Source organism: Bosea sp. ANAM02, assembly GCF_011764485.1.
In the GTDB taxonomy this organism is placed as follows: Bacteria; Pseudomonadota; Alphaproteobacteria; order Rhizobiales; family Beijerinckiaceae; genus Allobosea.
Window position 1 is genome coordinate 1,821,494 of the sequence record NZ_AP022848.1, and the last position, 12,350, is coordinate 1,833,843.

11 protein-coding genes are annotated in these 12,350 nt (G+C 66.9%); 6 read left to right on the top strand and 5 right to left on the bottom strand.

Annotated elements, in window-relative coordinates:
• Nucleotides 1-128 precede the first annotated feature (128 nt).
• Entirely contained in the window at nucleotides 129-740 is a 612-nt protein-coding gene (locus tag OCUBac02_RS08785) for a MarC family protein (protein ID WP_047579715.1), read from the top strand.
• 127 nt (nucleotides 741-867) lie between these two features.
• Here the strand turns inward: OCUBac02_RS08785 and greA are convergent, their stop codons facing one another.
• On the bottom strand, nucleotides 868-1,344 hold the full coding sequence (gene greA / locus OCUBac02_RS08790; protein WP_047579718.1) for a transcription elongation factor GreA: 477 nt from the start codon (nucleotides 1,342-1,344) through the stop codon (nucleotides 868-870).
• 101 nt (nucleotides 1,345-1,445) lie between these two features.
• A complete protein-coding gene (gene carB / locus OCUBac02_RS08795) occupies nucleotides 1,446-4,763 on the bottom strand; it encodes a carbamoyl-phosphate synthase large subunit (protein ID WP_173044994.1) in 3,318 nt (1,105 codons plus the stop codon).
• Between the two features lie 230 nt (nucleotides 4,764-4,993).
• Between carB and zigA the strand changes: the two genes are divergently transcribed.
• Nucleotides 4,994-6,205 (top strand): zinc metallochaperone GTPase ZigA, encoded by a 1,212-nt coding sequence (gene zigA / locus OCUBac02_RS08800; RefSeq protein WP_173044996.1) that lies wholly within the window; start codon nucleotides 4,994-4,996, stop codon nucleotides 6,203-6,205.
• A 15-nt stretch (nucleotides 6,206-6,220) separates the two neighbouring features.
• On the opposite strand, the gene OCUBac02_RS08805 is transcribed toward zigA, so the two are convergent.
• Complete coding sequence (locus OCUBac02_RS08805; protein ID WP_173044998.1) at nucleotides 6,221-7,429, bottom strand: MFS transporter; 1,209 nt, start codon at nucleotides 7,427-7,429, stop codon at nucleotides 6,221-6,223.
• A gap of 151 nt (nucleotides 7,430-7,580) precedes the next feature.
• Between OCUBac02_RS08805 and OCUBac02_RS08810 the strand changes: the two genes are divergently transcribed.
• The 4 genes from OCUBac02_RS08810 (at nucleotide 7,581) to OCUBac02_RS08825 (ending at nucleotide 11,028) form a co-directional block, all read left to right on the top strand.
• Nucleotides 7,581-7,970, top strand: a complete 390-nt coding sequence (locus OCUBac02_RS08810; protein ID WP_197933323.1) for an ArsR/SmtB family transcription factor — start codon at nucleotides 7,581-7,583, stop codon at nucleotides 7,968-7,970.
• Between the two features lie 97 nt (nucleotides 7,971-8,067).
• Nucleotides 8,068-9,129, top strand: a complete 1,062-nt coding sequence (locus OCUBac02_RS08815) for a class I SAM-dependent methyltransferase (RefSeq protein ID WP_173044999.1) — start codon at nucleotides 8,068-8,070, stop codon at nucleotides 9,127-9,129.
• A 146-nt stretch (nucleotides 9,130-9,275) separates the two neighbouring features.
• Entirely contained in the window at nucleotides 9,276-10,583 is a 1,308-nt protein-coding gene (locus tag OCUBac02_RS08820) for a hypothetical protein (protein ID WP_173045001.1), read from the top strand.
• A gap of 40 nt (nucleotides 10,584-10,623) precedes the next feature.
• Nucleotides 10,624-11,028, top strand: coding sequence for a GtrA family protein (locus tag OCUBac02_RS08825; protein ID WP_047580609.1), 405 nt, complete (start codon nucleotides 10,624-10,626; stop codon nucleotides 11,026-11,028).
• Nucleotides 11,029-11,058: 30 nt separating this feature from the next.
• On the opposite strand, the gene OCUBac02_RS08830 is transcribed toward OCUBac02_RS08825, so the two are convergent.
• Both OCUBac02_RS08830 and OCUBac02_RS08835 read right to left on the bottom strand, forming a co-directional pair.
• Entirely contained in the window at nucleotides 11,059-11,529 is a 471-nt protein-coding gene (locus OCUBac02_RS08830; RefSeq protein WP_173045003.1) for a hypothetical protein, read from the bottom strand.
• Nucleotides 11,530-11,533: 4 nt separating this feature from the next.
• Nucleotides 11,534-12,349 (bottom strand): hypothetical protein, encoded by an 816-nt coding sequence (locus tag OCUBac02_RS08835; protein ID WP_173045005.1) that lies wholly within the window; start codon nucleotides 12,347-12,349, stop codon nucleotides 11,534-11,536.
• Between the last annotated feature and the right edge of the window lies 1 nt (nucleotide 12,350).

The following is a 12,350-nucleotide window of genomic DNA, read 5'->3' on the forward strand; positions in this document are numbered from 1 at the left end:
GCGATAGTCCATGGCCGGCGGCTCGGCACGATCATGCACGCGGGATGGTTGCCAAGCCGTGTTGAAACCCGGTCTATCGGGGCGGGGGAGTCGCGCCGGTATCCGGCGCGGCCAGAGGGGGCGCTGCCGTGGAACGCTGGCTGACCGAATTCGTGAAGCTCTGGGTCGTGATCGACCCGATCGGGACGCTGCCGGTCTTCCTGGCGGTGACGGCCGGTTTAAGCGCGGCGGCGGCGCGGCGCATCGCGCTGCAGGGCTCGCTCGTCGCGTTCCTCGTGCTGCTGTTCTTCGTGCTGCTGGGGCAGGTTCTGCTGACGGCGATGGATATCGAGCTGAGCTCGTTCCAGATCGCCGGCAATATCGTGCTGTTCCTGTTCGCGCTGACGATGATCTTCGGCGAATCGAAGCTGGAGGAGGACCAGAAGCTGCTGCGCTCCTCCGATCTCGAAAAGGCGGTCTATCCGCTGGCGATCCCGAGCATCGCCAGCCCCGGTGCGATGCTGACGGTGATGACGGTCACCGACAATTCGAAGTTCAGCCTCGCCGAGCAGGCGGAGACGATCCTTCAGATCGCGATCATCTTCGCGATCATGCTGGGACTTCTGTTCAGCGCTTCGCGGATCATTGCGGTGATCGGCAATGCCGGGGCGAGCGTGATCAGCCGCGTGATGGGGCTGATCCTGGCGAGCGTCGCCGTGGACGGGATCATCAAGGCGATGCGGGTCGTGCTGGCGGGGTAGGGAACTAACGAGCGGCCGTGATGGTCGCGCCTGTCCCGACCATCCACGTCTTCCTTCGGCGAGGGCGGTGTTCAAGACGTGCATGCTCGCCACAGGGGCGAGCATGACGGGTGTGAGGAACATCGTCTCAGCGGAAGACGACGCTGACGACCTCGTAGGACTTGCCGCCGCCGGGCGTGTTGACCTGCACGGAATCGCCGACCTTCTTGCCGATCAGCGCGCGCGCGATCGGCGAGCCGATCGAAACCTTGCCGGACTTCACGTCCGATTCCGGCTCGCCGACGATCTGGTAGCTCTTCTCTTCCTCGGTATCGTCGTCGATCAGCTTGACGGTGGCGCCGAACTTGATTGTGTCCCCGCCGGCGAGCTTGGCGATGTCGATGATGTCGGCGCGGCCGATCAGCGATTCGAGTTCCATGATCCGGCCCTCGTTGAGCGACTGCGCTTCCTTGGCCGCGTGGTATTCCGCGTTCTCGGAAAGGTCACCCAGCGCGCGCGCCTCGGCGATCGCGGTGATGATGCGCTGACGCTGGACCTGCTGACGGTCCTTCAGCTCGGCCTCCAGGGCGGCGAAGCCGCCCGCGGTCATCGGAACCTTTTCCATCTTTCCGTCCCATAAGCTCCGAAAGCGCGGCTCACCGGCGGCAAATCGACCGCCGGTTCCCGCGCTTCCGCTCAATCTCCGAGTGCGCGACGAGCGGCCGGTCAGGCCGCGCGTTCGAAATACGACTGCAAGGATCGTACTTCGAGATCGCCGCTGCAATAGGCCTTGATGCCCTCCGCCGCCGCGATCGCTCCCGCCAAGGTGGTATAATAGGGCACCTTGTGCAAGAGGGCCGTGCGCCGGAGCGCACGGGAGTCCGCCAGGGCCTGCGGCCCCTCGGTGGTGTTGAAGACGAGCTGGATCTCGCTGTTCTTCAGCGCATCGACGACATGCGGGCGGCCTTCCAGGACCTTGTTGATCTTGGAGGCCGAGATGCCCTCCTCCTGAAGGTGGCGCAGCGTGCCGCCGGTCGCCAGGATGCGGAAGCCGAGATCGGCGAGGATGCGGACGGCCGGCACGATGCGCGGCTTGTCCTCGTCGCGCACCGAGACGAAGACCGTGCCCTTGACAGGCACCTTCGAGCCGGCGCCGAGCTGGCTCTTGGCGAAGGCGGTGTCGAAGGAGCGGTCGAGGCCGATGACTTCGCCGGTCGAGCGCATTTCCGGCCCGAGCAGGACGTCGACGCCGGGGAAGCGGGCGAAGGGGAAGACCGCCTCCTTGACGCCGACATGGCCGAGCCTGGCGGGCTTCAGGCCGAAGCCGGCGAGCGCCTCGCCGGCCATGACGCGGGCGGCGATCTTGGCGATCGGCTCGCCGATGACCTTGGCGACGAAGGGCACCGTGCGCGAGGCGCGCGGATTGACTTCGAGCACGTAGATATCGCCGTCCTTGATGGCGTACTGGACGTTCATCAGGCCGCCCACATCGAGCGCCAGCGCCATCGCCCTGGTCTGGCGCTCCAGCTCGGCGATCGTCTCAGGCGAGAGCGAGCGCGGCGGCAGCGAGCAGGCCGAATCGCCGGAATGGATGCCGGCTTCCTCGATATGCTCCATGATGCCGGCGACGAAGACGTCCTTGCCGTCGCAGAGGCAGTCGACATCGACCTCGATCGCGTCCGACAGGTAGCGGTCGAACAGCAGCGGGTTCTTGCCGAGCACCGTGTTGATCTGGCCGGTCTTGTCGTTCGGATACTTCGCCTTGACCTCGGAGGGGATCAGCGAGGGCAGGGTGCCGAGCAGGTAGTCCTCGAACATGATCTCGTCGCGGATGATCGCCATGGCGCGGCCGCCAAGCACGTAGGACGGGCGCACGACGAAGGGCAGGCCGAGCTCGCCGGCGATGATGCGGGCCTGCTCGACGGAATAGGCGATGCCGTTCTTCGGCTGCTTAAGGTGCAGCTTGTCGAGCAGGCGCTTGAAGCGGTCGCGGTCCTCGGCGAGGTCGATCATGTCGGGCGAGGTGCCGAGGATCGGAATGCCGGCCTCTTCCAGCGCATTCGCCAGCTTCAGCGGGGTCTGGCCGCCGAACTGGACGATCACGCCCATCAGCGTGCCGTTCTGCTTCTCGGTTTCGAGGATCTCGAGCACGTCTTCCGCCGTCAGCGGCTCGAAATAGAGCCGGTCGGAGGTATCGTAGTCGGTCGAAACCGTTTCCGGGTTGCAGTTGACCATGATGGTCTCGTAGCCGGCGTCGCGCAGCGCGTAGCAGGCATGGCAGCAGCAATAGTCGAATTCGATGCCCTGGCCGATGCGGTTCGGCCCGCCGCCGAGGATCACGACCTTCCTGCGATCGGACGGATTGGCCTCGTCCGCCAGCTTGCCGGCGAAGGGCATGGCGTAGCTCGAATACATATAGGCGGTCGGCGAGGCGAACTCGGCCGCGCAGGTATCGATGCGCTTGTAGACCGGGCGGACCTCCAGCGCGCGGCGCGCCTTCCTGACCTCGGCCTCGGTCTTGCCCGAGACGGCGGCGAGGCGCTTGTCGGAGAAGCCCATCGCCTTGATCCGGCGGAAGGCTCCGGGCGTGGTCGGGAGGCCGATCTCGCGGATCTTCTCCTCGGTCTCGACGATCTCGCGCATCTGGGCGAGGAACCAGGGGTCGATCTTGCAGCTCTCGTGGATTTCCTCATCCGTGAAGCCGGCGCGCATCGCCTGGGCGACATGGAGGATGCGGTCCGGCGTCGGGGTCGAGATCGCCGCCTTGATGGCATTGCGGTCGTCGCCCTGGCCGAAGCCCTCGATCTCGATCTCGTCGAGCCCGTCGAGCCCGGTCTCAAGCGAGCGCAGCGCCTTCTGCAGCGATTCCTGGAAGGTGCGGCCGATCGCCATGGCCTCGCCGACCGACTTCATCGCGGTGGTCAGCGTCGGCTCGGAGCCCGGGAACTTCTCGAAGGCGAAGCGCGGGATCTTGGTGACGACATAGTCGATCGTCGGCTCGAAGGAGGCAGGCGTGGCGCCGCCGGTGATGTCGTTCTCGATCTCGTCCAGCGTGTAGCCGACGGCAAGCCGCGCCGCGACCTTGGCGATCGGGAAGCCGGTGGCTTTGGACGCCAGGGCGGAAGACCTCGATACACGCGGGTTCATCTCGATGACGATCATGCGACCGGTCGCCGGATCGATCGCGAACTGCACGTTCGAGCCGCCGGTCTCGACGCCGATCTCGCGCAGCACCGCCAGCGAGGCGTCGCGCATGATCTGGTATTCCTTGTCGGTCAGCGTCAGGGCCGGCGCGACGGTGATCGAATCACCGGTATGGACACCCATCGGATCGAAATTCTCGATCGAGCAGACGATGATGCAGTTGTCGGCCTTATCGCGGACGACCTCCATCTCGTATTCCTTCCAGCCGAGCACGCTCTCCTCGATGAGGACCTCGCTGGTGGGGGAGGCGTCGATGCCGCGCTCGACGATGTCGATGAACTCGCCCTTGTTGTAGGCGATGCCGCCGCCGGTGCCGCCCATGGTGAAGGATGGGCGGATGATCGCGGGCAGGCCGATATCCTCAAGCGCGTCGAGCGCCTGGCCGAGCGTCTTGATGTGGTGGGAGCGCGGGGTGTCGAGGCCGATCTTGGTCATCGCCTCGCGGAAGAGCTCGCGATCCTCCGCCTTGTCGATCGCCTCGGCGGTGGCGCCGATCATCTCGACGCCGAACTTTTCGAGCACGCCCATCTTCTTGAGCGAGAGCGCGCAGTTCAGCGCGGTCTGGCCGCCCATGGTCGGCAGGAGCGCGTCGGGGCGCTCCTTCTCGATGATCTTGGCGACGATCTCGGGCGTGATCGGCTCGACATAGGTCGCGTCGGCCAGGTCCGGATCGGTCATGATCGTCGCCGGGTTCGAGTTGACCAGGATGATGCGGTAGCCCTCGGCCTTCAGCGTCTTGCAGGCCTGGGTGCCGGAATAGTCGAACTCGCAGGCCTGTCCGATGATGATGGGGCCGGCGCCGATGATCAGGATGGACTTGATGTCTGTGCGCTTGGGCATGATCTCGACCGGTCTTTGGCAGGCGCGCGCAAGGCCAACGTCCGATCGGGCGAGCGGAGGCCTGGCGAGCGTCTGATTGAATGCTAGGCGCTCGCTATAGACGGCGAAGGCCGCGGGGGGAAGCTAAAAGGAGCGGCACGGCCAGATGTGCACGGCTTCGTCATGGCCCTTGCCAGGTACGGGGCTTCCATGAAATGTTATATTATAACATTTCATGTCGAGGTCTCTTCATGCGCCGCCTGCCCGTCACCGTCCTGTCCGGCTTCCTCGGAGCCGGCAAGACGACCCTGCTCAACCACATCCTCAACAACCGCGAGGGCCGCAAGGTCGCCGTCATCGTCAACGACATGAGCGAGGTGAATATCGACGCCGATCTGGTGCGGGAGGGCGGCGGCAAGCTCTCGCGGACCGACGAGAAGCTGGTCGAGATGAGCAATGGCTGCATCTGCTGCACATTGCGCGACGACCTGCTGGCCGAGGTGCGCCGCCTCGCCGAGGAGGGGCGATTCGACTATCTGCTGATCGAGGGGACGGGCATCGCCGAGCCGCTGCCGGTCGCCGCGACCTTCGAATTCCGCGACGAGGCGGGGCTTTCGCTGTCGGACGTCGCGCGGCTCGACACGATGGTGACGGTGGTCGATGCCGCAAGCCTGCTGCGGGACTACGGCTCGCGCGATTTCCTGCGCGAGCGCGGCGAAACGGCGGGGGAGGGCGACGAGCGCACGCTGGTCGATCTCCTGGTGGAGCAGATCGAGTTCGCCGATGTCGTCGTGCTGAACAAGATCTCGGACGCCGCTCCCGAGCAGCGCGAGGCCGTCGGCAGGATCGTGCGCGCGCTCAACCCGAATGCGCGGCAGATCGAGGCGGATTTCGGCAAGGTGCCGCTCGACGCCGTGCTCGATACCGGGCTGTTCGACCACGAGAAGGCGCAGGAACATCCGCTCTGGCACAAGGAGCTGTACGGCTTCAAAGACCACGTGCCTGAGACGGAGGAATACGGCATCTCTTCCTTCGTCTATCGGGCGCGGCGCCCGTTCCACCCCGAGAAATTCAATGCCTTCCTGGGGCGGACATGGCCGGGGCTGATCCGCGCCAAGGGGCATTTCTGGCTGGCGACGCGGCCGGACTGGGTCGGCGAGATGTCGCTCGCGGGCAGCATCTGCCGCACCGAGGCGATGGGCTTCTGGTGGGCCGCCGTGCCGCGCTCGCGCTGGCCCGACCATCCTGACTGGCAGGCGATCCTGAACCGCAACTGGCATTCCGTCTGGGGCGACCGCCGGCAGGAGCTGGTCTTCATCGGGACGGAGCTGGACGAGGCGGCGATTCGCGCCGCGCTCGACCTTTGCCTGGTGGGCGATGCCCTGCCGCTGCGCTTCAACCCGGAGCGCTATCGCGACCTGCCCGACCCGTTCCCGGCCTGGCGGCGAGCGGAGGCGGCTTGAGCCGCCCGCGCCGTCTCAGCCGCGGGCCGGCGCGGCTGTCTCCGAGAGGGGCGGGGCGCCCTTCGCCGCGCGCTTGCGATAGAGCGTGAGTGCGAGCACCCCGAGTGCGGCGACCTCGCAGGCGGCACCGACGAAGCCGAGCGGCCAGGTGCCGGCATGGCGCATCACCTGCTGGCCCAGCGCTGCGCCGGCCGCGATGCCGAAATAGAGCGCGGAGGCGTTGAGCGAGAGCGCGACCACGGTCGCGTCCGGCGCCATCGCCGCCAGTCGCGACATCTGCGAGGGGTGGCCGGCCCAGCCAGCCGCGCTCCAGAAGAAGAGCGCGACGGGAATCGGCCAGATCGCCAAGGCCGGGGGCAGGCTCACCGCGATCAGCGAGGCGGTGAAGAGCGCCGCCGCCAGGATCGACAGCACTACGGCGAGCGAGCGCTCGGGGCCGAAGCGGTCGCTGGCGATGCCGCCGACCTGGTTGCCGATGGCCGAGCCGAGGCCGGAGACGACCAGCGTCGCGGCGAGCCAGGGGCCGGCGATGCCGGCATGGTTGGTCAGGAAGGGCGCGATATAGGTGTAGAGAACGAAGGCGCCGGTGGTCCACAGCATGGTCGTGGCGAGCGCCAGCAGCACGTCGCCGCGCGCCGCCACCTGCAGCCGCTCGCGCAAGGTGTTGGTGCCCCGGGGCAAGCCGCGCGGCAGCTTGATCATCAGGCCGATGAGCGAGAGCACGCTCAGGCCCGCCACGATCAGGAAGGAGAGGTGCCAGCCGCCGAGGCCGCTGACCGCCGTGCCGATCGGGATGCCGAGGATTAGCGAGACGGTCATGCCACCGGTGACGAGTGCGATGGCGCGCCCGCGCCGTTCGGGTGGGGAGACCGCGACGGCAACTGCATTGGCGGCGGGCATGAAGACGCCGGCCGAGAGCGCCATGACGATGCGGGCCGCCATCACCACCCAGAAGTCCGTGGCGAAGGCGGCGCCGAGATTGGCGATGCCGAAGACGGTGATCGCGCCGGCGAGGACCAGCTTGCGGTCGGCATCGCCGAGCATGGTCGAGAGGATCGGCGAGCCGATCGCATAGGCCAGCGCGAAGATCGAGATGAGCAAGCCGGCCGTGTCGATGGAAACGGCGAGACCGGAGGCAAGATGGGGCAGGATGCCGGTGACGATCAGGCTGCCCGTGCCGATGGCGAAGGCGCCGCCGGCAAGCGAGAGAAGGCGCGTATCCATGGGAATGATCCTTGCGGATGATCGCTGTTTCGAAAGCTGGGTTCGAAATTCAATGATCGTTGAATTAAACCTGCCTGACGATTACCACAAGGGTAATTTCAATGAATGTTGAATATTGTCAGGGGCGGCTTCATCGCCTATCTCGGAGGCCATGAAGCCGGTTTTCCATCCCGATATCGAGGATGTCGCGCCTGCCGACGTGTTCGGCGCGCTGGCCGATCCGATCCGGCTCGGCATCCTCGTCGCGCTCTCCGACGTCAACGAGGTCGACAAGGCGCGCTGCAGCCATTTCACCGCCTTCGCCTCGCCCTCGCTTTTGTCCTACCACTTCGCCAAGCTGCGCGAGGCCGGCATCACCCGCATGCGGGTGGAAGGGACCTCGCGCTATCTCAGCATCCGGCGCGAGGAGCTGAACCAGCGCTTCCCCGGGCTGATCGACAGCGTGATCGAGACCGCGCGACGCGATCCGAACCTGCCGCGGCTCGGCCCGGAATGGCTGTCGGGTGCGGAACGGGCTCAGGGTCCGATTTCGTCACGTTGACAGGCCCTCGCACGGGTCTAGCGTTCCTGCTTCCGCGATGGCGTCGAGCCGGATCGCGACACGGCACCGGCCACGCCCGAACCCGAGGAGCATGGCCATGCGTGCTGCCGACCCTCAAAAACTCGATGCCCTGGTTGGACGCCTCGTCGGCGATGTCGGAGCCTCCGTCACCGGGGCCCTGATCGTGCTGGGTGACCAGCTCGGACTCTACAAGGCGATGGCCGACGGCAAGCCCGTCACCTCCCGGCAACTGGCCGAGAAGACCGGCCTCAAGGAGCGCTATCTGCGCGAATGGCTCGCGGGCCAGGCCTCGGCCGGCTATGTCGACTATGACGAGGGCAGCGACAGCTTCAGCCTCTCGCCCGAGCAGGCCATGGCCTTTGCCGAGGAGGACAGCCCGGCCTTCTTCGCCGGCGCCTTCGAGATCGTGCAGTCGATGTGGGTCGACGAGCCGAAGGTCGAGGAAGCCTTCCGAACGGGGGCAGGGCTCGGCTGGCACGAGCACAGCAAATGCCTGTTCCGTGGAACCGAGCGCTTCTTCAGGCCGGGCTACAACACGCATCTGACGACGGACTGGATTCCGGCGCTGAACGGCGTCCAGGCCAAGCTGGAGCGGGGCGCGACCGTCGCCGATGTCGGCTGCGGGCATGGCTCCTCAACCATCCTGATGGCGCAGGCTTATCCGCAATCGCGCTTCCACGGCTTCGACTATCACGGCCCCTCGATCGAGCGGGCCCGAGAGGCGGCGGAGAAGGCCGGCGTCGGCGACCGCATCGTCTTCGAACGCGCCTCGGCCAAGGATTTCCCGGAACGGAAATACGACCTCGTGACGATGTTCGACTGCCTGCACGACATGGGCGATCCGGTCGGCGCCGGCAAGCACGTACGTGACGCGCTGGCCGAGGACGGGAGCTGGATGATCGTCGAGCCCTTCGCCCACGACCATCTCAAGGACAACCTGAACCCGGTCGGGCGGATCTTCTACGGGGCCTCGACGATGATCTGCACGCCGGCCTCGCTCTCGCAGGAGGTCGGGCTGGGCCTGGGCGCGCAGGCCGGCGAGATGCGCCTGCGCAAGGTCGCGATGGATGCGGGTTTCCGGCATTTCCGCAGGGCGACCGAGACGCCGTTCAACATGGTGTTCGAAGTCAGGGCCTGAAGCCGCCTAGCTGATCGCCGTTCGGCAGGCGCCTCGTGGGCGCTTGCCGGGCGCGCCGCCTTGTCCACCGGAGGAGCAGGAGCGAGTTGAGTTTGCGAGATAGTGATGTAATGTTATAGTATTGCATTATTGCCTTGGAGCTTCCCGTGCTTTTCTCCCGCTTCGCCGCCGCCGGCCTCGCCGGCTGCCTGCTCGTCTCCGCGGCCTTCGCCCATGACCATGCCCCGCTGCGCGGGCGCCTCGTCTTCGCCGATCACGAGAAGCCGGTCATCCGCATTCTCGATCTCGACAGTGGCGAGGTCACGCACAGTTTCGACGTGCCGAAGGCCAATCCCAGCTTCGCCGGCGTTTCGGGCGGGCGCTATGTCGTGGTCAAGACAGGGGACGAGGCGGGCACGCTGCGCATCCTCGATACCGGCCTGATCGCCGAATCGCATGGCGATCATGTCGATCTCGACAAGGCGCCGCCGAAGCTGCTCGATTTTTCGGTAAAGGGCGACCGGCCGGCGCATGTGCTCTCCGGTCATGGCCAGCTCGCGCTGTTCTTCGACGGCCTGCGCCCCTGGGAAGGCAAGAGCAAGCCGAAGGCCGTGCTGGTCGCGATCGACAGCCTCGGCAAGGACAAGCCTGCCGTCACGGTCTGGCCGAGCCCGGCGCCGCAGCATGGCATCGCCGTGCCGCTCGGCAACCGGCAATGGCTGATGTCGATCCCGAACCCGGCCTATGCCAAGGGCGACGACCGCAGCGCGTCTTCACGGCCCAATGGCTTCGAGGTCCTCGAGCAAGGCAAGGACTGGAAGCGCGTCGCGCTGTTCGACGATGCGGCAAAGCCCGATGCCTCCTGCAAGCTCTTCCACGGCTCGGCCGAAGCGCGCGGGCGCCATGTTTTCGGCTGCGCCGAGGGCGAGGGCGGCGGCTTGCTGGTTCTGTCCAAGGCCGGCAACGGGGCTACGGCAGCCTGGAGCGGGCGCAAGCTCGGTTATCCCGACGAGCGGCGCGTCAGCGCGCTGAAATCGCGCGAGAGCGGACGCCAACTCGTCGGCAATTACGGGCTGAAGGCGCCCTATGACGCGCTGCTGCGAGTCGATCCCGAGGCGAAGGATCTGAAGATCGAGGACGTGCTGGCGGTGCCGGGCGGGCAGGCCGCCTGCCAGTTCGAGCTCAGCGGCAATGGCAGCCGGCTCGCCAACCTGACGCCGGACGGCAAGCTGCGGATTTACGAGCTCGCGCCGGCCTGGAAGGAGCTGGCGGCTTTCGAGGCAGTGCCGGCCTTCGATTGCGCCTATGGCGCGAAGACGCCGACGCCGAGCCTCGCGGTGATCGGCGGCAACGCCTTCGTCAGCGACCCCACCAACGGGCGCATCCGCGAGTACCATCTCGATACGCTGAAGCAGGGGCTCGACATGCCTGTCGGCGGCATGCCGGCCAATCTCGCTGGCAGCGACGCCGGCTGACGGGCTTCCGCGAACCTGCGGCATCCTCTAGGAAGCGCGGATGCCGCTTCGCCGCTATCCGCGCCAGTTCCGCCAGCTCGCCGCCTATGTCCTCGCCGGCGGGCTGACCGCCATAGCGCATTACGGCGTGTTGATCGGGCTGGTCGAGCTCGGCCGCATCGATCCCGTGCCGGCGACGCTTGCCGGCTTCATCGTCGGCGCGCTGGTCTCCTATGCGCTCAACCGCTGGATGACCTTCGACGCGACGCGCACCCACGCCCAGGCCGGCTGGCGCTTCGCCCTGATCGCCGCCGGGGGCTTCGTGCTCACCGGCATCCTGATGCATGTCTTCGTGGCGCGGGCGGGCCTGCCCTATCTGCCGATGCAACTGGTCACCACGGGCGTGGTGATGGTGTTCTCGTTCCTCGGCCACAAGTTCTTCAGCTTCGCCGACAGGGCGGCGTGACGCATCGGGCGCACGCCGTCCCGTTCGGCGTTACGAGGTCGGCGCGACCGTCAGGGTGATCTGCCGGCGGCCGATCCGGCCTTCCTTGTCGGTGGCCTCGATCTCGATGATGTGGCTGCCGCTCGGCACGACGACCGAGGGCGCGTCGATGCCGTTCGGCGTGATGTACTGCTTGATGCGCTGGGTGATGTCGACCGGCGGATCGCGCCGGTAGAAGACGCGCACGGTCGCGGGATCGATCGGCACGCTGTTGGCCGGCAGGAAGCGCACGTTGAGGCGGAAGGGCTTGCCGTCGACGCCCTTGTCCGGGGTCGGCAATGTGTCGATGCCCGGGCCGCGTGTCAGGTTGCGCGTGCTGGCGGTGGCCTTCGCCGAGGCGGGCAGGCCGGCTTCCTCGCGGGTGATGAGATGAACCGGGTCGGCGGCTTGCGCCGGGGTCAGCAGGGCGGCGGTGGCGAGAACGGCAGGCAGCATGTGCCGAGCGAGCACAGACTTCATCATCGTCCTATTTTACTCCAAGGATTGCAGCGATGAGGCCGGCGGTTGCCGAAATGGCGGTGCCGGCCATGAGAATGGTGGTTTCGATGGTCTTCAGCGTTTCCATCGGCACCTTGCCGTGGACGGCCTGCAGCCCCTTCCGCAGTTCCGGCAGCGAGACGAGGCCGCGCGCGGCGAGCGCAGCCTGCGTCACGCGCAGCAACATCCCCGAGAACATCGAGGCGCCGATGCTCAGCGCGTAGAACGAAGTCTCGCGCCAGGCTGCCGGCCCCTGCGGAAGGAGCGGTATATTGTCGTGCCAGCCCAGCAACGCGTTCATGGTCGCGACGGAAAAAATCGCGAAGGCGATCGCGACGCCGATGTCGAAGGCGATCAGGCGCGGGCGGATGCCGAAATAGATCAGTCCGGTGAAGAACGGGATCGCGATCGAGGCGAGACGCAGCGTCCAGAGCGGCAGGTCGAGCCAGAGGATGACGGCGCAATAGGCGAGCAGCAGCAGCACGAGGCCGAAAGGCAGCACCCAGAAGCGCCGGCGCGCGAGCCCGAGGCTGGGCGGCGGCGCCTCCTGGGCCGCTTCTGCAGGCGCGAAGGCGGTGGCCCTGACAGGCTCGGCCGTGCGGGCGGCGGCGAGCGCGGCGCGATCCTCCTCGGCGCGCTGCTCGACGGCGGCGAGCCGTTCCTCCAGCGCTTCGAGGCGGCGCAGCAGCGGCAGCACGGGCGTGAGATCCCGGCCGCAGCTACGGCAGGACAGCACGCCCTTGTTGAGCGCAGCTTCGCAATAGGGACAGGTGAACTGGTCCTGCACGGCAATCTCGCGGGGCAAG

Coding starts and splice junctions, on each gene's coding strand:
- OCUBac02_RS08825 (WP_047580609.1), top strand. CDS start 10,624: ATGCCGCTTCGCCGCTATCCGCGCCAGTTCCGCCAGCTCGCCGCCTAT.
- carB (WP_173044994.1), bottom strand. CDS start 4,763: ATGCCCAAGCGCACAGACATCAAGTCCATCCTGATCATCGGCGCCGGC.
- OCUBac02_RS08810 (WP_197933323.1), top strand. CDS start 7,581: ATGAAGCCGGTTTTCCATCCCGATATCGAGGATGTCGCGCCTGCCGAC.
- zigA (WP_173044996.1), top strand. CDS start 4,994: ATGCGCCGCCTGCCCGTCACCGTCCTGTCCGGCTTCCTCGGAGCCGGC.
- OCUBac02_RS08830 (WP_173045003.1), bottom strand. CDS start 11,529: ATGATGAAGTCTGTGCTCGCTCGGCACATGCTGCCTGCCGTTCTCGCC.
- OCUBac02_RS08815 (WP_173044999.1), top strand. CDS start 8,068: ATGCGTGCTGCCGACCCTCAAAAACTCGATGCCCTGGTTGGACGCCTC.
- greA (WP_047579718.1), bottom strand. CDS start 1,344: ATGGAAAAGGTTCCGATGACCGCGGGCGGCTTCGCCGCCCTGGAGGCC.
- OCUBac02_RS08805 (WP_173044998.1), bottom strand. CDS start 7,429: ATGGATACGCGCCTTCTCTCGCTTGCCGGCGGCGCCTTCGCCATCGGC.